This window comes from Actinoplanes sp. M2I2 (assembly GCF_023544445.1).
Lineage (GTDB): Bacteria > Actinomycetota > Actinomycetes > Mycobacteriales > Micromonosporaceae > Actinoplanes.
In genome coordinates this window covers 397,210-414,545 of the sequence record NZ_JALPVJ010000007.1, presented here as the reverse complement: position 1 = coordinate 414,545, position 17,336 = coordinate 397,210, and the positions used below count along the sequence as shown (strand labels likewise).

General features: G+C 70.8%; 14 protein-coding genes. 10 read left to right on the top strand and 4 right to left on the bottom strand.

All coding sequences use genetic code 11. From position 1 onward, the window contains the following. The first annotated feature begins 34 nt into the window (after positions 1–34). From argS to thrC, 4 genes are all read left to right on the top strand, one after another. Positions 35–1,705 carry an arginine--tRNA ligase gene (gene argS, locus HJC40_RS16385; protein WP_250001938.1) on the top strand — a complete coding sequence of 557 codons (1,671 nt, stop codon included), beginning with the start codon at positions 35–37 and terminating at the stop codon, positions 1,703–1,705. A gap of 2 nt (positions 1,706–1,707) precedes the next feature. Continuing rightward, entirely contained in the window at positions 1,708–3,093 is a 1,386-nt protein-coding gene (gene lysA / locus HJC40_RS16380) for a diaminopimelate decarboxylase (protein WP_250001937.1), read from the top strand. Further along, entirely contained in the window at positions 3,090–4,397 is a 1,308-nt protein-coding gene (locus HJC40_RS16375) for a homoserine dehydrogenase (protein ID WP_250001936.1), read from the top strand. The genes lysA and HJC40_RS16375 overlap by 4 nt, the downstream gene beginning before the upstream one ends. Positions 4,398–4,482: 85 nt before the next feature. Next, positions 4,483–5,532: a threonine synthase gene (thrC, locus tag HJC40_RS16370; protein ID WP_250001935.1), complete on the top strand. Its 1,050-nt coding sequence runs from the start codon at positions 4,483–4,485 to the stop codon at positions 5,530–5,532. Here thrC and HJC40_RS16365 read toward each other — a convergent pair. Further along, complete coding sequence (locus HJC40_RS16365; RefSeq protein ID WP_250001934.1) at positions 5,518–5,976, bottom strand: MarR family transcriptional regulator; 459 nt, start codon at positions 5,974–5,976, stop codon at positions 5,518–5,520. The genes thrC and HJC40_RS16365 overlap by 15 nt on opposite strands. A gap of 147 nt (positions 5,977–6,123) precedes the next feature. On the opposite strand from HJC40_RS16365, the gene HJC40_RS16360 reads away from it, so the two are divergent. Both HJC40_RS16360 and HJC40_RS16355 read left to right on the top strand, forming a co-directional pair. Next, positions 6,124–9,339 carry an efflux RND transporter permease subunit gene (locus HJC40_RS16360; protein WP_250001933.1) on the top strand — a complete coding sequence of 1,072 codons (3,216 nt, stop codon included), beginning with the start codon at positions 6,124–6,126 and terminating at the stop codon, positions 9,337–9,339. Positions 9,340–9,405: 66 nt separating this feature from the next. Next, positions 9,406–10,638, top strand: coding sequence for an MFS transporter (locus HJC40_RS16355; RefSeq protein ID WP_250001932.1), 1,233 nt, complete (start codon positions 9,406–9,408; stop codon positions 10,636–10,638). On the opposite strand, the gene HJC40_RS16350 is transcribed toward HJC40_RS16355, so the two are convergent. Beyond that, positions 10,618–10,962, bottom strand: a complete 345-nt coding sequence (locus HJC40_RS16350) for a hypothetical protein (RefSeq protein ID WP_250001931.1) — start codon at positions 10,960–10,962, stop codon at positions 10,618–10,620. The genes HJC40_RS16355 and HJC40_RS16350 overlap by 21 nt on opposite strands. 64 nt (positions 10,963–11,026) lie before the next feature. On the opposite strand from HJC40_RS16350, the gene thrB reads away from it, so the two are divergent. The 3 genes from thrB (at position 11,027) to HJC40_RS16335 (ending at position 15,726) form a co-directional block, all read left to right on the top strand. Beyond that, positions 11,027–11,929, top strand: coding sequence for a homoserine kinase (thrB, locus tag HJC40_RS16345; protein ID WP_250001930.1), 903 nt, complete (start codon positions 11,027–11,029; stop codon positions 11,927–11,929). Positions 11,930–12,270: 341 nt separating this feature from the next. Further along, a complete protein-coding gene (gene rho / locus HJC40_RS16340; RefSeq protein WP_250001929.1) occupies positions 12,271–14,427 on the top strand; it encodes a transcription termination factor Rho in 2,157 nt (718 codons plus the stop codon). Between the two features lie 132 nt (positions 14,428–14,559). Further along, the gene (locus tag HJC40_RS16335) at positions 14,560–15,726 is read left to right on the top strand and encodes a nitric oxide synthase oxygenase (protein WP_250001928.1); all 1,167 of its coding nucleotides are present in this window, start codon (positions 14,560–14,562) and stop codon (positions 15,724–15,726) included. Here the strand turns inward: HJC40_RS16335 and HJC40_RS16330 are convergent. Then, the gene (locus tag HJC40_RS16330) at positions 15,710–16,339 is read right to left on the bottom strand and encodes an RNA ligase family protein (protein WP_250001927.1); all 630 of its coding nucleotides are present in this window, start codon (positions 16,337–16,339) and stop codon (positions 15,710–15,712) included. The genes HJC40_RS16335 and HJC40_RS16330 overlap by 17 nt on opposite strands. Beyond that, a complete protein-coding gene (locus HJC40_RS16325; protein ID WP_250001926.1) occupies positions 16,336–16,815 on the bottom strand; it encodes an AAA family ATPase in 480 nt (159 codons plus the stop codon). The genes HJC40_RS16330 and HJC40_RS16325 overlap by 4 nt, the downstream gene beginning before the upstream one ends. 262 nt (positions 16,816–17,077) lie before the next feature. Between HJC40_RS16325 and rpmE the strand changes: the two genes are divergently transcribed. Continuing rightward, on the top strand, positions 17,078–17,302 hold the full coding sequence (gene rpmE / locus HJC40_RS16320; RefSeq protein ID WP_250001925.1) for a 50S ribosomal protein L31: 225 nt from the start codon (positions 17,078–17,080) through the stop codon (positions 17,300–17,302). Positions 17,303–17,336: the final 34 nt, after the last annotated feature.

Here is a 17,336-nt window from a genome sequence, read left to right as displayed (position 1 = left end):
GAGCGTCGAAGTCTACCCCCGATAGCATGGTTGGGTGACTCCCGCCAAGCTTGCTTCCACCGTTCTCTCAGCTGCTCGTGCCGTGTTCGAGACCCGCGGCCTCGACGTCTCGGCGTTGCCCGCGACCACGGCGGTGGAGCGTCCGCGCAGCCCCGAGCACGGTGACTACGCCTCCACGCTGGCCTTGCAGCTGGGCAAGAAGGCCGGGGTGCCGCCGCGGGAGCTGGCCGCCGCGCTGGCCGAGGAGCTGGGCCGTCAGCCGGGCATCAAGTCGGTGGAGATCGCCGGGCCGGGCTTTCTGAACATCCGGCTCGAGGCGGCCGCCGCCGGCCTGCTGGCGCGCGACATCGTGCTGGCCGGCACCCGGTTCGGGCACACCGACACGCTGGCCGGTGAGCGCATCAACCTCGAGTTCGTGTCGGCCAACCCGACCGGGCCGGTGCACATCGGTGGGGTCCGGTGGGCCGCCGTCGGTGACGCCCTGTCCCGGGTCCTGCGGGCCGCCGGCGCGACAGTCGGCACGGAGTACTACTTCAACGACGCCGGTTCGCAGATCGACCGCTTCGCCCGGTCGCTGTACGCCAGCGCCAAGGGCGAGCCCGCGCCCGAGGACGGCTACGGCGGCGCCTACATCGCCGAGATCGCCACGGCCGTGGTCGCCGAGGCCCCCGATGTGCTGAAACTCGGCGAGCCCGAAGCGCTCGCGACGTTCCACCGGGTCGGCGTCGAGCTCATGTTCGCCGAGATCAAGCAGTCCCTGACCGAGTTCGGCGTCGAGTTCGACACCTACTTCAACGAGAAGGACCTGCACGACCGGGGCGAGTTGCAGGAGGCGCTCGACCGGCTGCGTGAGCAGGGGCACATCTTCGAGGCCGACGGCGCGACGTGGTTGCGGACGACCGAGTTCGGCGACGACAAGGACCGGGTGCTGCGCAAGTCGGACGGCGACTGGACCTACTTCGCGGCCGACTGCGCCTACTACCTCGACAAGCGCAAGCGGGGCTTCGACCGGGTCGTGATCATGCTGGGCGCCGACCATCACGGTTACATCGGCCGGATGAAGGCGATGTCGGCCTGCTTCGGCGACGACCCGGCGCAGAACCTCGAGATCCTCATCGGTCAGCTGGTCAACCTGGTGCGCGACGGCGAGCCGATGCGGATGAGCAAGAGGGCCGGCACGGTCATCACTTTGGAGGACTTCGTCGACGCCCTGGGTGTCGATGCCACCCGGTACGCCTTGGCGCGCTACTCGTCCGACTCGCCGATCGACATCGACATCGAGCTGTGGACCAGCGCGAGCCGCGAGAACCCGGTCTACTACGTGCAGTACGTCGCCGCCCGCACGTTCAACATCGCCCTGAACGCCGCCGACTCGGGCGTGACCCGCGGGGTGCCGGGCGACTTCCGTGCCGAGCTGCTCTCCGGGGAACACGAGAACGACCTGCTCAAGGCGCTCGGCGAGTATCCCGACACGGTGGCCCGGGCGGCCCAGCTGCGCGAGCCGCACCACGTCGCCCGGCTGCTGGAGAAGATCGCCGGGGCCTACCACCGGTTCTACGACGACCCGGCCTGCCGGGTGACCCCCAAGGGCGACGAGCCGGTCACCGAGGGGCACCGGGCTCGTCTCTGGTTGAACGACGCCACCCGTACGGTGATCGCCAACGGGTTGGGCCTGCTCGGCGTCTCGGCGCCCGAAAGGATGTAGGGATGCGAGCTCATGAGGCCGGGGCGCTGCACGGCGACCTCGGACAGCGGGGGCCGGCCTGGCTGCGCACGCCCCACGACGTGAACGCTCTGGTGCCGCAGCTGTGGCCGCGCACGGTGACCCGGTCGGAGGCCGGCCACCTCGAGATCGGCGGGGTGAGCGTGGCCGCGCTGGCCCAGGAGCACGGCACGCCGGCCTACCTGCTCGACGAGGACGACCTGCGTTCCCGCTGCCGTGACTTCGCCGGTGCGTTCGCCGGAGCCGACGTCTACTACGCAGGCAAGTCGTTCCTCTGCAAGGCCGTCGTGCGGGTCATCGACGAGGAGGGCCTCTTCCTCGACGTCTGCTCGGGCGGCGAGCTGGCGGTGGCGCTGGCGGCGGGTTTCCCGGCCGAGCGCATCGGCTTCCACGGCAACAACAAGTCGGTGTCCGAGCTGACCCGGGCGGTCGAGGCCGGGGTGGGCCGGATCATCGTCGACTCGATCCAGGAGATCGACCGGCTGAGCGCGCTCGCGGCCGAGGCCGGCACGAGGCCGAAGGTGCTGGTCCGGGTCACGGTCGGGGTCGAGGCGCACACCCACGAGTTCATCGCCACCGCCCACGAGGACCAGAAGTTCGGTTTCTCGCTGGCCGGCGGCGCGGCGTTCCAGGCCGCCGTCAAGATCCTCGACGAGGACGTGCTGGAGCTGCGCGGCCTGCACTCGCACATCGGCTCGCAGATCTTCGACACGAGCGGCTTCGAGGTCGCGGCCCGCCGGGTGCTCGAGTTGCAGGCGCAGATCCGCGACGCCCGCGGGGTCGAGCTGCCCGACCTCGACCTGGGCGGCGGCTTCGGCATCGCGTACACCACCCAGGACGACCCGAGCAGCGCCGGCGACCTCGCCAAACGCATCAACAAGATCGTCGAGTCGGAGTGCGAGGCGGCGTCGCTGCGCAAGCCCAGGCTCTCCATCGAGCCGGGCCGCGCGATCGTCGGGCCGTCCGTGTTCACGCTCTACGAGGTCGGCACGGTCAAGGACCTCGACGGTCTGCGGACGTACGTGAGTGTCGACGGCGGCATGAGCGACAACATCCGGACGGCGCTCTACGACGCCTCGTACTCGGCGACGGTCGCCGGCCGGGCCAGTGCCGCCGAGCCGATCCTGGCCCGCGTGGTGGGAAAGCATTGTGAATCCGGGGACATCGTCGTGAAGGATGAATTCCTGCCCGCCGACGTGCAGCCCGGAGATCTTCTCGCCGTGCCCGGCACCGGCGCCTACTGCCGGAGCATGGCCAGCAACTACAACCACGTCCCTCGGCCGCCCGTGGTGGCGGTGCGCGACGGCGCCTCGCGCGTGATCGTGCGGCGGGAGACCGAGGACGACCTGCTCGCATTGGATGTTGGATGAGCGCTTCAAAAGTCCGTCTGGCCCTGCTGGGCTGCGGCACCGTCGGTTCGGAAGTCGTGCGCCTGCTGCACGCCCAGGCCGAGGACCTGACCGCCCGGATCGGCGCCCCGCTCGAGATCGTCGGGATCGCGGTGCGCCGGCTCGGCCGCGAGCGCGGCGACCTGCCGATCGACCCGAGCCTGTTCACCACCGACGCGCTCGGCCTGGTCAAGCGGGACGACGTCGACGTGGTGATCGAGGTGGTGGGTGGCATCGAGCCGGCCCGCACCTGGCTGGTCGAGGCGCTGCGGGCCGGCAAGAGCGTCGTCACGGCCAACAAGGCGCTGCTGGCCGAGGACGGCGCGGCGCTGCACGACGCGGCCGCCGAGGGTAACGCCGACCTCTATTACGAGGCCTCCGTGGCCGGCGCGATCCCGCTGCTGCGCCCGTTGCGCGAGTCGCTGCACGGCGACCGCGTGACCCGGGTGACCGGCATCGTGAACGGCACGACCAACTTCATCCTCTCGTCGATGGACTCCACCGGGGCCGGCTTCAGCGAGGCGCTCGACGAGGCCACCGAGCTCGGGTACGCCGAGGCCGACCCCACCGCCGACGTCGAGGGTTTCGACGCCGCGGCCAAGGCGGCCATCCTCGCCTCGCTGGCCTTCCACAGCCGGGTCACCGCGGCCGACGTCTTCCGCGAGGGCATGACCGGGGTGACCGCCGGCGACATGGCCAGCGCGCGGGAGATGGGCTGCACGATCAAGCTGCTGTGCATCGCCGAGCGCGGTCTGGACGCCTCCGGCCAGGAGTCGGTGAGCGTACGGGTGCACCCGGCGATGATCCCGCGCAGCCATCCGCTGGCCGGGGTGGGCGACGCCTTCAACGCCGTCTTCGTGGAGGCCGACGCGGCCGGTCAGCTCATGTTCTACGGACGCGGCGCGGGTGGCATGCCGACCGCGAGCGCGGTGCTCGGCGACATCGTCGCGGCGGCCCGCAACCGCCTGTCCGGCACCCGCGCGCCGAGCGAGAGCAACTACGCCCACCTGCCGATCCGGCCGATCGGCGCGGCGGTGACGCGCTACCACATCAGTCTCGACGTGGCCGAGCGCCCGGGCGTCCTGGCCACCGTGGCCGGGGTCTTCGCCACGCACGAGGTGTCGATCGCGACGGTCCGGCAGTCAGGCCGTGCGGAGGACGCCAAGCTGGTGATCGTCACGCACGGCGCCCCGGACGCCAACCTGGCCGCCACGGTCGACGACCTGTCGCGGCTGGACATCGTGCGGTCGATCGCCAGCGTCCTGCGCGTCGAGGGTGGAGCCTGATCCCGACACGTGGGCATTCCGTCCCAAGATTCGGCAAACTTGGCACGCTAAGGCTGCTGAACCACAGACCGTGAGGAGTACAGCCATGTATCGGGGACTCATCGAGGCATATCGGGACCGCCTTCCGGTCACCGACAAGACCCCGGTGGTCACGCTGCACGAGGGCAACACGCCCCTGGTGCCGGCCCCGGTGCTGTCCGCGCGTACGGGTGCGGAGGTCTACCTCAAGGTCGAGGGGGCCAACCCGACCGGCTCGTTCAAGGACCGCGGCATGACCGTGGCCGTGTCCAAGGCCGTCGAGGAGGGCGCCAAGGCGATCATCTGCGCGTCCACCGGCAACACCAGTGCGTCGGCCGCGGCGTACGCGGCCCGCGCCGGGGTGACCTGCGCGGTGCTCGTGCCGCAGGGCAAGATCGCGCTCGGCAAGCTGGCCCAAGCGCTCGTCCACGGGGCCAAGCTGCTGCAGGTCAACGGCAACTTCGACGACTGCCTGGCGCTCGCCTCGAAGCTGTCCCAGGACTTCCCGGTGTCGCTGGTCAACTCGGTCAACATCTTCCGCCTGCACGGGCAGAAGACGGCGTCGTTCGAGATCGTCGAGGCGCTCGGCGACGCGCCCGACATCCACTGCCTGCCGGTCGGCAACGCCGGCAACATCTCGGCGTACTGGATGGGTTATCAGGAGGACAAGGAGGCGGGCAACAGCACCCGGCTGCCCCGCATGTTCGGTTTCCAGGCGTCGGGCGCCGCGCCGATCGTCTCGGGCCGGGTGGTCGAGGAGCCCTCCACGATCGCCACCGCCATCCGCATCGGCAACCCGGCCAGCTGGACCAAGGCGCTGGACGCCCGCGACTCCTCGGGCGGCCTGATCGCCGCCGTCACCGACCGGGAGATCCTCACGGCCTACCGGCTGCTCGCCCGCGAGGTCGGTGTCTTCGTCGAGCTGGGCAGCGCGGCCAGCGTGGCCGGTCTGCTGCAGCAGGCGGCCGACGGCAAGATCCCGGCCGGCTCGACGGTGGTCTGCACGGTCACCGGGCACGGCCTCAAGGACCCGGAGTGGGCGATCTCGACCGCGCCCTCGCCGACCACGATCCAGAACGATGTGCTGATCGCCGCCCGGGAGCTAGGCCTCGCCTGAGTCGGCCGCCTTCATGATCAGCGCCATCGCCTGAGCGACGACGTCGAGCTCCTCGGCTGAGAGACGGCTGAGGAGCGTACGCATCTTCTCCTGACCCGCATTGAAGATGCTCCCGATGAGATCCCGGCCCGCGCGCGTCAGCGCGATTCGGCGAACCCGCCGGTCGTGCGGGTCCTCCGCGCGTGCCACCAGGTCCTGCACCACGAGCCGGTCGATCATGCCGGTCAGCGCGGCCGCGCCGATCCCGAGCATCCCGGCCAGCTCGCTGCCCGAGACGGAGCCGTGGCGGGCGAGCAGCATGAGGATCTTGAGCTGCGACAGGGTCAGATGCGAGGAGAACAGCGGGTCGGCCCGATCCTCGGCAATCAAGTCCTGGAGCTGCTGCTGCGTGCCCATAATGTCGGCGATGAGCTGGTCTTTGTCAGGTACGGCTTCGTCGGCCACCGCCGCGGGACCCCTCCTCTGTGACGCGCTGATGGCCGGACTGCGTCCATCTGATGACGGACGGTACCAGTGCGCCCCGGCGGAAAACCATTTGTTCGTGTCGGGCAAACTATCAATGCTGGACGAACTTTTACCGGGGGAGCGCCCATGTCCTTCCTGACCCGGCTGAGCCTGGCCAACAGAGGCCTCGTGGCCCTGATCGCCATCGTCATCGCCGGCTTCGGCCTCGTTGCCATCCCGTCCCTCAAACAGCAGCTGTTCCCGTCGATCGAGTTCCCCGCGGCCTTCGTGACCGCGACCCTGCCGGGCGCCGGCCCGGAGGTCATCCAGGACCAGGTGACCGAACCGCTCGAGGACGCCGCCAAGGGTCTCGACGGCATCGACAGCGTCACCTCGACCACCCGTGAGGGTCTGGCCACGGTGACCGTCGCGTTCGTCTTCGGCACCGACATCGACGCCGCGGTCAACCAGCTCACGACCGCGGTCAACCGGGTGCAGCCGACCCTGCCCGACGACGTCACGCCGACGATCTTCGCGGGCGGCACCGACGACATCCCGGCGATCGTGCTGGCCGCATCCGGCGGCGGCGACGAGAGCGAGCTGCTCGACAAGCTCAACGACACCGTCGTGCCGGAGCTCAACGCGATCGACGGCGTGCGCGACACCCAGATCACCGGGGCCCGCGCGGCCCAGGTCGTGATCACGCCCGACCTGCCCAAGCTCACCGCGGCCGGGGTCAACCCGCAGGCGATCACCACGGTGCTCCAGCAGAACGGCATCTCGGTGCCGGCCGGCTCGGTGAACGAGGGCAGCCGATCGCTGACCGTGCAGGTCGGCAGCGCGCTCACCTCGGTCGACCAGCTCAAGCAGGTCTACCTGACCGGCTCCCGGGGCCCGGTGCAGCTCGGCTCGGTCGCGACCGTCGAGAGCAAGCTGCCGGCCGCCACCTCCTACACGCGCACCGACGGCGTCGACAGCCTGGGCATCGCGGTCACCGCGCGCCCCGACGGCAACCCGGTCGAGATCTCGCACGCCGTCCGGGACCAGCTGGCCGACCTCGAGAAGGCGTCCGGCGCCAAGCTGACCGTCGTCGTCGACCAGGCCCCGTTCGTCGAGCGGTCGATCGAGAGCCTCACCACCGAGGGCCTGCTCGGCCTGATCATGGCCGTGATCGTCATCCTGGTCTTCCTGCTCTCCATCCGTTCGACGCTGGTCACGGCCGTGTCGATCCCGCTGTCCGTGCTGATCGCCCTGATCGCGCTCTGGATCGGCGACTACACGCTCAACCTGCTCACCCTCGGCGCGCTGACCATCGCGGTCGGGCGCGTGGTGGACGACTCGATCGTCGTCCTGGAGAACATCAAGAGACATCTCGAGTACGGCGAACCGAAGGGCCACGCCATCATCGCGGCTGTCCGCGAGGTGTCCGGCGCGGTGACCGCCTCGACCCTGACCACGGTCGCGGTGTTCGCCCCGATCGCCCTGGTCGGCGGGTTCGTCGGCCAGATCTTCTCGTCGTTCGCGGTGACCGTGACCGTGGCCCTGCTGGCGTCGCTGTTCGTGGCGCTGACCGTGGTGCCCGTGCTGGCGTACTGGTTCCTCAAGCCTCCGCCGGCCGACGCCGACACCGAGGCGATCCGCCGGGCCGCCGACGAGAAGGAGCGGCGCAACCCGCTCCAGCGCGGCTATCTGCCGGTGATCCGGTTCGCCACCAAGCGGCGCTGGACCACGCTGACCATCGGCCTGGTCGTGCTCATCGGCACGCTCGGCCTGGCCACCCGGCTCGAGACCAACTTCCTCGACCAGTCGGGCCAGGACTCGCTGACCATCACCCAGGAGCTGCCGGTCGGCACCAACCTGGAGGCCACCAACACCGCGGCCAAGCAGGTCGAGGGCGTGCTGGCCGACACCGAGGGGGTCAAGACCTACCAGGTGTCGCTGGGCAGCGGCGGCGACTTCAACCCGTTCGCCGGCGGCGGCGGCGCGAGCACCGCCAGCTTCAACGTGGGCCTCGACGAGGACGCCGACGCCACCGAGCTGACCGATCAGCTGCGCGACAAGTTCGCCGCGATGAACGGCGTCGGCGAGATCAGCATCGGGGCCGACTCCTCCGGCCTCGGCGGTGGCAACGAGCTCTCGGTGCAGGTCAAGTCGGCCGACGCCGAGGCGCTCAGCAACGCCTCCGACCAGGTGCAGAAGACGATGACCGACTCGGGCCTGGTCGAGGTGAAGAGCTCGCTGGCGGCCAGCGTCCCGCGCCTCGACGTGGTCGTGAAGCGAGAGGCCGCCGCGCGCGCCGGGCTTACCGAGGCTGCCATCGCGCAGAGTGTCGCGGGCACGTTCCGCGCGGCTCCGGCCGGCCGGATGACGGTCGACGGCGCCACCCAGGACGTGGTCATCTCGTTCGGCGCCGCGCCGGCCGACCCGGCCGCGCTGCGGGCGTTGCCGCTGACCACGGCCCGCGGCCCGGTGCCGCTCAGCACCGTGGCCGACGTCAAGGAGGTCAACGGCCCCGAGGAGGTCACCCGCGTCGACGGCGACCGGACGGTCACCGTGACCGGCACCAACACCGGCTCCGACCTGGGCGCGGCCACTCGCGACCTGCAGAAGAAGATCGACGGGCTGACCCTGCCGGCCGGCGCCACGGCGACCATCGGCGGCGCCAGCGCCGACCAGGCCGAGGCGTTCCAGCAGCTGGGCCTGGCCGTGCTGGCGGCCATCGCGATCGTCTTCATCATCATGGTGGCGACGTTCCGCAGCCTCATCCAGCCGGTGATCCTGCTGGTCTCGATCCCGTTCGCGGCGACCGGCGCGATCGGCCTGCTGCTGATCACCGGCACCCCGCTGGGCGTGCCCGCGCTGATCGGTGTGCTGATGCTGGTGGGCATCGTGGTGACCAATGCCATCGTGCTGATGGACTTGATCAACCACTACCGCGCCGGCGGCATGGGCGTGCAGGAGGCGGTGATCGAGGGTGGCCGGCACCGTCTGCGGCCGATCCTGATGACCGCGATCGCGACCATCTTCGCGCTGATCCCGATGGCGCTCGGCCTCACCGGCGAGGGCGGCTTCATCTCGCAGCCACTGGCCATTGTGGTCATCGGCGGTCTGGTCAGCTCGACGCTGCTCACCCTGGTGCTGGTGCCGACGCTCTACACGATGGTCGAGAACAGCAAGGAGAAGCGCCGCCTCAAGCGCCTGGCCAAGCGGGGCTCGGCCCCGACGGCGCCGGAGCCCGGGCCGGTCGACCCGGACGACGACAAGGCCGACAAGCCGGAGCCGCAGTCGAGCGGCGCTCTGCGCGGCTACACCGACCAGTTCGAGGTGCTCAAGATGCCGAAGGGCCCCGAGACGGCGAAGTGACCAGCCCGGCTCCCGGGTGACCGGCGACCACCGGTCGCCCGGGACCGGACGGTAACGTCCGTGTACGTGGCAACAGCGTTCTCGGTCGTTACCGGCAACCGTGACTTCCGGCGGCTCTTCGCGGCCGAACTGGTCGTGTTCGGGGCCGACTGGTTCGTGATGGTCCCGCTGCTGGTGCTCCTGCCCGAGCTCACCGGCAGCGGGGTCTGGGGCGGCCTGGTGCTGGCCGCCGACACCGGCATCAACGCGCTGCTGCTGCCCTACACGGGCACGCTCGCCGACCGGCTCGACCGGCGGAAGATCCTGATCGTCGCCAATCTCGCAGCCTTCGCCGCCGTGCTGTTGCTGTTCACCGTCCGGTCGGCCGCGACCGCCCCGCTGGCCCTGGTGGCGATCGGCGCGGTCGCCGTGGCCAAGGCCTTCTACTCCCCGGCCGCCTCGGCCGCGCTGCCCAACGTGGTCGACAAGTCCGAGCTGGCCGCGGCGAACACCGTCTCGGGCTCGGCCTGGGGCACGATGACGATCGTCGGCGCGTCGCTCGGCGGCGTGGTCGGCGCGGCCTTCGGCCCGTACGTCTGCTTCGGGATCACCGCCGTCCTCCTGTTGCTCGGCGCGGCGCTGACCGCGACGATCCGCCGTCCGCTGCAGTCCGCCCGCGAGACCGGCGCGCCCGCGCCGCGCACCCGGCACGCGTTGCGCGAGTCGTTCGGTTATCTGCGCGAGAACCCGCGGATCCGGGCGCTGGTGACCGTCAAGATGGCCGCCGGACTCGGCAACGGCGTGCTCACCGTCTTTCCGCTCATCGCCGGCCTGCACGGCGCCGGGGTGCTCGGGGCCGGGTTGCTCTTCGCGGTGCGCGGGGCCGGCGCGCTGGCCGGGCCGTTCGTGCTCGGTCCGGTGATCCGCCGGCGGTCCTGGCTCTTCCCGGGGCTGGCGCTCTCGATGGCGCTCTACGGCCTGGGCTATCTCGGAGTCTCGGTGGCGCCGTGGTTTCCGCTGGTGCTGGCGCTGGTCTTCGTGGCCCACCTGGCCGGCGGAGCCAACTGGGTGCTGTCGAACTACGCGCTGCAGGGCGAGGTGCCCGACCGGCTGCGGGGGCGGGTCTTCTCGACCGACCTCATGCTGGCCACGCTGGCCATCGCGATCAGCCAGCTGGGGGCCACCGCGGTGGTCGACCTCGTCGACGAGCGGGTCATCCTGGCCGGCTGCGGGCTCGTCACTCTGCTCTATGCCGTCGGCTGGCGGATCGCGACCCGGCGGGTGGCGCCGGGTCAGCCCTCACCGCTCGGAACTGAATGACCGCACCGTGGCGAACGCGGCGATCAGCAGGCCCAGACCGGCCGCGAACAGCACCGCCAGCATGAAGCCGACGATGCTGCCGGCCAGGCCGACCTGGGTCATCGAGAAGCCCGTGCGGGCGACGATCTGGGTGAACGCGATGTTCCAGGCGATCGAGGCCAGCGTCTCGGCCAGCAGCACGATCAGCCCCGCGCGGGCGAACTGGTGGCTGCGCCCGGGCAGACGGCGGGCCGGCGAGGAGAGCACGACGAGCCCCGCGACCAGCACGGCGAGGACGGGGAGCTGGACCACGAAGAAGCCGACGAACGACCCGATGGCAATCACGGCGGAGAACCTACCTCCCGGGTGCGACAGTTCGATGACGACGATCAAGGCCTAGCATGTGGCGATGGGCCTGACCTTCGCCACCGATGCGGTGTCCGTGCGCACGCCGGCCACCAGCGCCAACCTCGGTCCTGGTTTCGACGCGCTGGGTCTCGCGCTGACGCTGTACGACGATCTCACCGCCCGGGTCACCGACGGTGGTTTCACGGTGACGGTGACCGGTGAGGGCGCCGGCGAGCTGCCCGGCGACGAGTCCCACCTGGTGCTGCGCGCGATGCTGGCGACCTTCGACGAGCTCGGCGGCCGCCCGCCCGGCCTCGCCGTCGAGTGCGTCAACCGCATCCCGCAGGCCCGCGGCCTGGGCTCGTCCTCGGCCGCGATCGTCGGCGGGGTGCAACTGGCCCGCGCCCTGGCCGGCGGCCGGCTCGACGACGAGGGCGCGCTCCGCATCGCCGCCCGCTTGGAGGGGCATCCCGACAATGTGGCGCCCTGCCTGCTCGGCGGGTTCACCATCGCCTGGACGGAGGGGGCGGGCGCCCGCGCGGTACGGCTGCCCGCGTCCAGCCGCGTGCACCCGACAGTCTTCATCCCGGCCGAACGCGGATACACGTCCTCGGCGCGCGCGGCCCTGCCGTCCGGGGTGCCGCACGCCGACGCGTCGTTCAACGCCGGCCGCGCCGCGCTTCTCACCCATGCCCTGACCACCGACCCGGGTCTGCTGTTCCCGGCCACCGAGGACCGTCTGCATCAGGGCTACCGGGCCGAGGCGATGCCCGGCACCGCGTCGCTCGTGGCCGCGCTGCGCTCGGTCGGAGTCGCCGCCGTGGTCAGCGGGGCGGGCCCGTCGGTGCTGGCGTTGACCGAGGTCCCGGCCGACTTCCACCCGGGAACATCGTGGCGCGCCGAGACGTTGGGCGTGGATGGCGACGGAGCTCTTGTCAAAGGGAGTATGGTGGAACTCGCCTAGCGGGGTCCTGTTGCCGCAGGTCGCACGAGTTGACTACGCTCAAGACCTATCACAGCAGACCAGCACAGCCGCGAAGCACGTGATCTGCGGTTCGGCGCGCACCCCCGAGACTCTAAAGGCCGTCTGGCCGTCTCACCTCTCACCAGGCACACGCCGAGCAGCAATCTCCGGGTCGCTGCACTCGCCGAGACCTACTCGTCAGCTCTTTGACGAGCAGGGACACCGTCGAGCTGCCGTGCTGCACAAACTCCCGCGTTGCTCATGCGAGGCGGGTACCGCGACACCCGGCCACCAGGCTGCAGAACCGGGAGTCCCGGGCTTTTTCCGACGGAAGGAATCCATTGAGCGACACCACCGACGTGACGTCGGGTGTTTCTGACGTCGCTGACGCCGGCGCCGGCACCACCGCGACCGCCACGAAGCGTCGCCGAGGCGGTACCGGGCTGTCCGCGATGCTGCTCCCCGAGCTGCAGAGCCTGGCCGCGTCCCTCGGCATCTCCGGCACCGCCCGGATGCGCAAGGGCGAGCTGATCACCGCGATCACCGAGCGGCAGAGCGGCGGCCCGGCCGCCGAGAGCGCCCCGCGTCCGCGCAGCCAGGCCGCCGCGGCGGCCAAGGCCGAGACCCCGGCGCCGGTCGTCGCCACGGCCCCCGTGGTCGCGACGGCTCCCGTGGTCGCGGCGGCCAAGATCGAGGCGCCCGTCGCCGCGCCGTCCGAGGCGCCCACCGGGCCGATCGACGCGCCGCAGTCCGCTGCCGCACAGCCGGAGACGGCTCCGGCCGTCGAGTCCGGCAGCCGGCGAAGCCGCGGTCGTGACCGCGACGGCGCCGCGCGCGAGCCCCGTGAGTCCCGCGAGCCGCGGGAGTCCCGTGAGACCGCGGCCACGGCGCCCTCGGCCACCACCGTCTCCCCGGCTGTCGAGCCGGAGACGACCGAGCGCGTCGAGCGCCCGGAGCGGGCCGAGCGCAACCGTGACCGTCAGCGCAACGACCGCCAGCGTGACGACCGTCCCCGTGACGATCGCCAGCGTGACGACCGGCCGCGCGACGACCGCCAGCGTGACGACCGGCCGCGCGACGACCGTCCCCGTGACGATCGCCCGCGCGACGACCGCCCGCGTGAGGACCGTGACCGTCAGCGCGACGACCGCCCGCGCAACGACAACCGTGACCAGGGTCGCGCCATCCCGAACGACGACGATGACGACAACGACGGCGACGGCGGCCGTCGCAGCCGTCGCAGCCGTTTCCGTGACCGTCGTCGCGGTCGTGGTGAGCGGGACGGCAGCGAGAGCGGCCAGCGCGAGAGCGGTCAGCGCGACAGCGGCGGCCGGGAGCCGCACGTCAACGAGGACGACGTGCTCGTCCCCGTGGCCGGCATCCTGGACGTGCTCGACAACTACGCGTTCGTGCGCACGACCGGCTACCTGTCCGGCCCGAACGACGTGTACGTGTCGATGTCGCAGGTCAAGAAGCACGGCCTGCGCCGCGGCGACGCGGTCACCGGCGCCGTGCGGGCCACCCCCCGCGACAGCGGCCAGGGCGACCAGCGGCGGGACAAGTACAACCCGCTCGTCCGGCTCGACACCATCAACGGGATGGAGCCCGACGAGGCCCGGCGCCGTCCGGAGTTCTACAAGCTCACCCCGCTCTATCCGCAGGAGAGGCTGCGTCTCGAGACCGAGCCGCACATCCTCACCACGCGCGTCATCGACCTGGTCATGCCGCTCGGCAAGGGCCAGCGGGCGCTCATCGTCTCGCCGCCCAAGGCCGGTAAGACGATGGTGCTGCAGGCGATCGCCAACGCGATCACCCACAACAACCCCGAGTGCCACCTGATGGTCGTGCTGGTCGACGAGCGGCCCGAAGAGGTCACCGACATGCAGCGCTCGGTCAAGGGCGAGGTCATCGCGGCCACGTTCGACCGGCCGCCGCAGGACCACACCACCGTCGCCGAGCTGGCCATCGAGCGGGCCAAGCGCCTGGTCGAGCTGGGTCACGACGTGGTCGTGCTGCTCGACTCGGTGACGCGGCTCGGCCGGTCGTACAACCTGGCCGCGCCGGCCTCCGGCCGCATCATGTCGGGTGGTATCGATTCGACGGCGCTCTACCCGCCGAAGCGGTTCCTCGGTGCGGCGCGCAACATCGAGAACGGTGGCTCGCTCACCATTCTCGCGACCGCGCTGGTCGAGACCGGCTCGATGATGGACACGGTGATCTTCGAGGAGTTCAAGGGCACGGGTAACGCCGAGCTCAAGCTCGACCGCAAGATCGCCGACAAGCGGGTCTTCCCGGCCATCGACATCGACCCGTCCGGCACGCGTAAGGAAGAGATCCTGCTCGGCAAGGAAGAGCTGGCGATCATCCACAAGCTGCGCAAGGTGCTGCACTCGCTCGATTCGGGCGCGGCCCTCGACCTGTTGCTCGACCGGCTCAAGCAGACCCGGACCAACGTGGAGTTCCTGATGCAGATCGCGAAGTCCACGCCGGGCGAGTAATCGCCTCAGCACCAGGGCGCGGCCTCTCGGCAACGAGGGGCCGCGCCCTTTTTGTCGCACAAGCTGTGTGTGTGATACCGGTCAGGGCTGTGCGAACCTCCCATTCCAACAGCAAAGTGGTGGGAGGCGCCGATGAATGTGCCCGGCTACCGGGACGTGCCGGTCGAAGCGTGGGACCCGGCCGCGCCGGCCGATCCCGGCGAGGCCGAGGACTTCCTGCGGCTGTGTTACACCGAGAACCCGCGGCTCGGCCCGGTCGAGCCGAGACTGGCCGTCGTCCGGGCCCAGATCGCCGCCACCGGCACCTATGTGCACACCACCGACGAGCTCGCCTACGGCGCGAAGCTGGCCTGGCGCAACGCGAGCCGGTGCATCGGCCGCCTCTACTGGCGCAGCCTCGTCGTCCTCGACCGCCGCCGGGCGCGGACCGCCGACGAGATCTTCTCGCTGCTGGTCACCCATCTGCGGACGGCCGGCGACGGCCCGATCCGACCGGTCATCAGCGTTTTCGCGGCGGCGCAACCCGGTCAGCCGTACGCCCGGGTGTGGAACGAGCAACTCATCCGGTACGCCGGATACCGCGGCGCCGACGGCTGTCCGATGGGTGATCCGCGGCAGGAGGAGTTCACCGACTCGATGCGGGCGTACGGGTGGCGCGGCAAGGGCGACCAGTTCGACGTGCTGCCGCTGGCGATCGAGACCCCGGGCGACGGCGTACGCCTTTACGAGCTGCCCGAGGCGGCCATCCGCGAGGTGCCGCTGACCCATCCCGAGTACGGCTGGTTCGCCGAACTGGGTCTGCGGTGGCACACGGTCCCGGCCATCTCGAACATGCGGCTCACGGTCGGGGGCGTGCATTACCCGCTCGCGCCGTTCAACGGCTGGTACCTGGGCACCGAGATCGGCGCGCGCAATCTGGCCGACAGCGACCGCTACGACATGCTGCCGGCGGTCGCGGCCGGGATGGGGCTGGACATGACCCGGGAGTCGACGCTCTGGCGCGACCGGGCGCTGGTCGAGCTCAACCGGGCCGTGCTGCATTCGTTCGAGCGGGCCGGCATCAAGATGAGCGACCACCACACGGAGTCGCGGCGTTTCCTCAAGCACCTGGCCAACGAGGAGAGGGCCGGCCGTCGGGTGCCCGCCGACTGGACGTGGATCGTGCCGCCGATGTCCGGCGGGATCACCCCCGTGTTCCACCGCTACTACGACGAGATGGACCTGCGCCCGGCCTTCTATCTCGACGAGGAGGCGGCCACGCTGGCCCGTCGGGGATGCCCGGTCAGGCAAACTCGTTGACCGGGAAGCCGGCGGACGAGTCGTCCCACCGGTGCCCGCCGTCCGCGGTCCGTCCGTGATCGGCCCGCACCCACGCGAGAACCTTGACGGCGAACTCGTCGGCCGGGATGCGGCCGGCCGCGCGGACGACGTACCCCTCGGAAGTCTGCGGGGTGCGCTGGGCGGCCCAGGCCGAGCAGGCCTCGGACAGGCTGCCGCCGCGGTAGAGCACCGGCACGACCGGCAGTTCCAGACGCTGGGCCCAGTCGACCGTGTCGTCCCAGCCGAGCAGGGTGTCGGTCTCGTCCCAGATGCCGAAGACGATGAAGACGCCGGGCAGGTCGCGGTAGGCGATGTCGCGCCGGGCCCACATCGACTCGCCGCAGACCCGCCAGTCGTCCGGGATCCGGTGCGACGTCATGGCCCACAGCGCCTTGGCCGGCCGCTCACCCGGTTGCGTCTCGGCGCCGGGGGACTGTCCGTAGATCGCGTCCCGGGTGAAGGTCAGGTTGCCGCCGTCGAGTTTCTCGGTCACCACCAGCTCACCGTCCAACCACGACAGATCGGACTGCACCGGGCCCCCGCCCCGGGCGCCGGGCGAGCCGGGCAGGTGGTGGGTGCGTGGGTATTTCACCGCTCGGCGTCCCGGGTGCCGGCGTTCCGGGTGCCGGCGTGCGGATGTCCGAGCGGCAGCGGGCGGCCGGCGAGGTAGCGGTCGTACAACCGGCGGATGCCGGCCTCGCCGACGTGGTCGACGGGGTCGCGGACGGCGTCGCGCCGGATGCATTCCTCCAGCGGCACACCGGTGAGGTCGTGCACCTCGAAGCTCGCCCGGTGCCGGGCGGCCAGTGCGGCCCATCGGCGTACGGTTTCGGCGCCGAGGTTGGTGTCGTCGACGACCACGCTCGTGCCCTTGGCCAGCAGCGCCTCGACGGCGCCCCGCTGGACGAGGGTGACCTGCGCCTCGGCCCGGTCGGTGTAGAGGCGCCGGCCGTGCAGCATGCGACGCAGATCGTCACGGTTGACCCGCACCACGTCCGGCTGGAGCTCGCGGGCGAACGTGGTCTTGCCGGACGCCGGCAGTCCCCGCGTGATCAGCAGTCTCGTCATGTCTCCGCGCCCCCGAGCAGACAATACCGGTGCCGGAGTGCCACAATGATCTCGGTCAAAACCGTCGGAAAGCGACGGGAATGTTCGGTCCGGGCCCCTTGTTGGAGCTCAGGTCACGCCGATTTCGCCTGGAAGCGGCGGCATGGCAGACTGGTACATCGGCCAGAAGGTTCCGGTTCACGCCCGAGCTCGTCGTCCTAGCGGGACGACGCGGTGCTGACAGCGACCCGGCGACCATTTCATCGAGAGGGACCGAGTAAAGATGAAGAGCGGAATCCACCCGGAGTACACGACCACTGAGGTCATCTGCTCCTGCGGCAGCACCTTCACCACCCGCAGCACCGCCAAGGGCGACGACATCCGCGTCGAGACCTGCAGCGCCTGCCACCCGTTCTACACCGGCAAGCAGCGCGTGCTCGACACCGCGGGCCGGGTCGCCAAGTTCCAGGCCAAGTACGCCAAGATCAACGCGGCGAAGAAGAAGTAACTGCTTCAACGGCGCCCGCCCCCGGCAATGCCGG

Coding starts and splice junctions, on each gene's coding strand:
- HJC40_RS16335 (WP_250001928.1), top strand. CDS start 14,560: ATGAATGTGCCCGGCTACCGGGACGTGCCGGTCGAAGCGTGGGACCCG.
- thrB (WP_250001930.1), top strand. CDS start 11,027: ATGGGCCTGACCTTCGCCACCGATGCGGTGTCCGTGCGCACGCCGGCC.
- HJC40_RS16375 (WP_250001936.1), top strand. CDS start 3,090: ATGAGCGCTTCAAAAGTCCGTCTGGCCCTGCTGGGCTGCGGCACCGTC.
- lysA (WP_250001937.1), top strand. CDS start 1,708: ATGCGAGCTCATGAGGCCGGGGCGCTGCACGGCGACCTCGGACAGCGG.
- HJC40_RS16360 (WP_250001933.1), top strand. CDS start 6,124: ATGTCCTTCCTGACCCGGCTGAGCCTGGCCAACAGAGGCCTCGTGGCC.
- rpmE (WP_250001925.1), top strand. CDS start 17,078: ATGAAGAGCGGAATCCACCCGGAGTACACGACCACTGAGGTCATCTGC.
- HJC40_RS16325 (WP_250001926.1), bottom strand. CDS start 16,815: ATGACGAGACTGCTGATCACGCGGGGACTGCCGGCGTCCGGCAAGACC.
- thrC (WP_250001935.1), top strand. CDS start 4,483: ATGTATCGGGGACTCATCGAGGCATATCGGGACCGCCTTCCGGTCACC.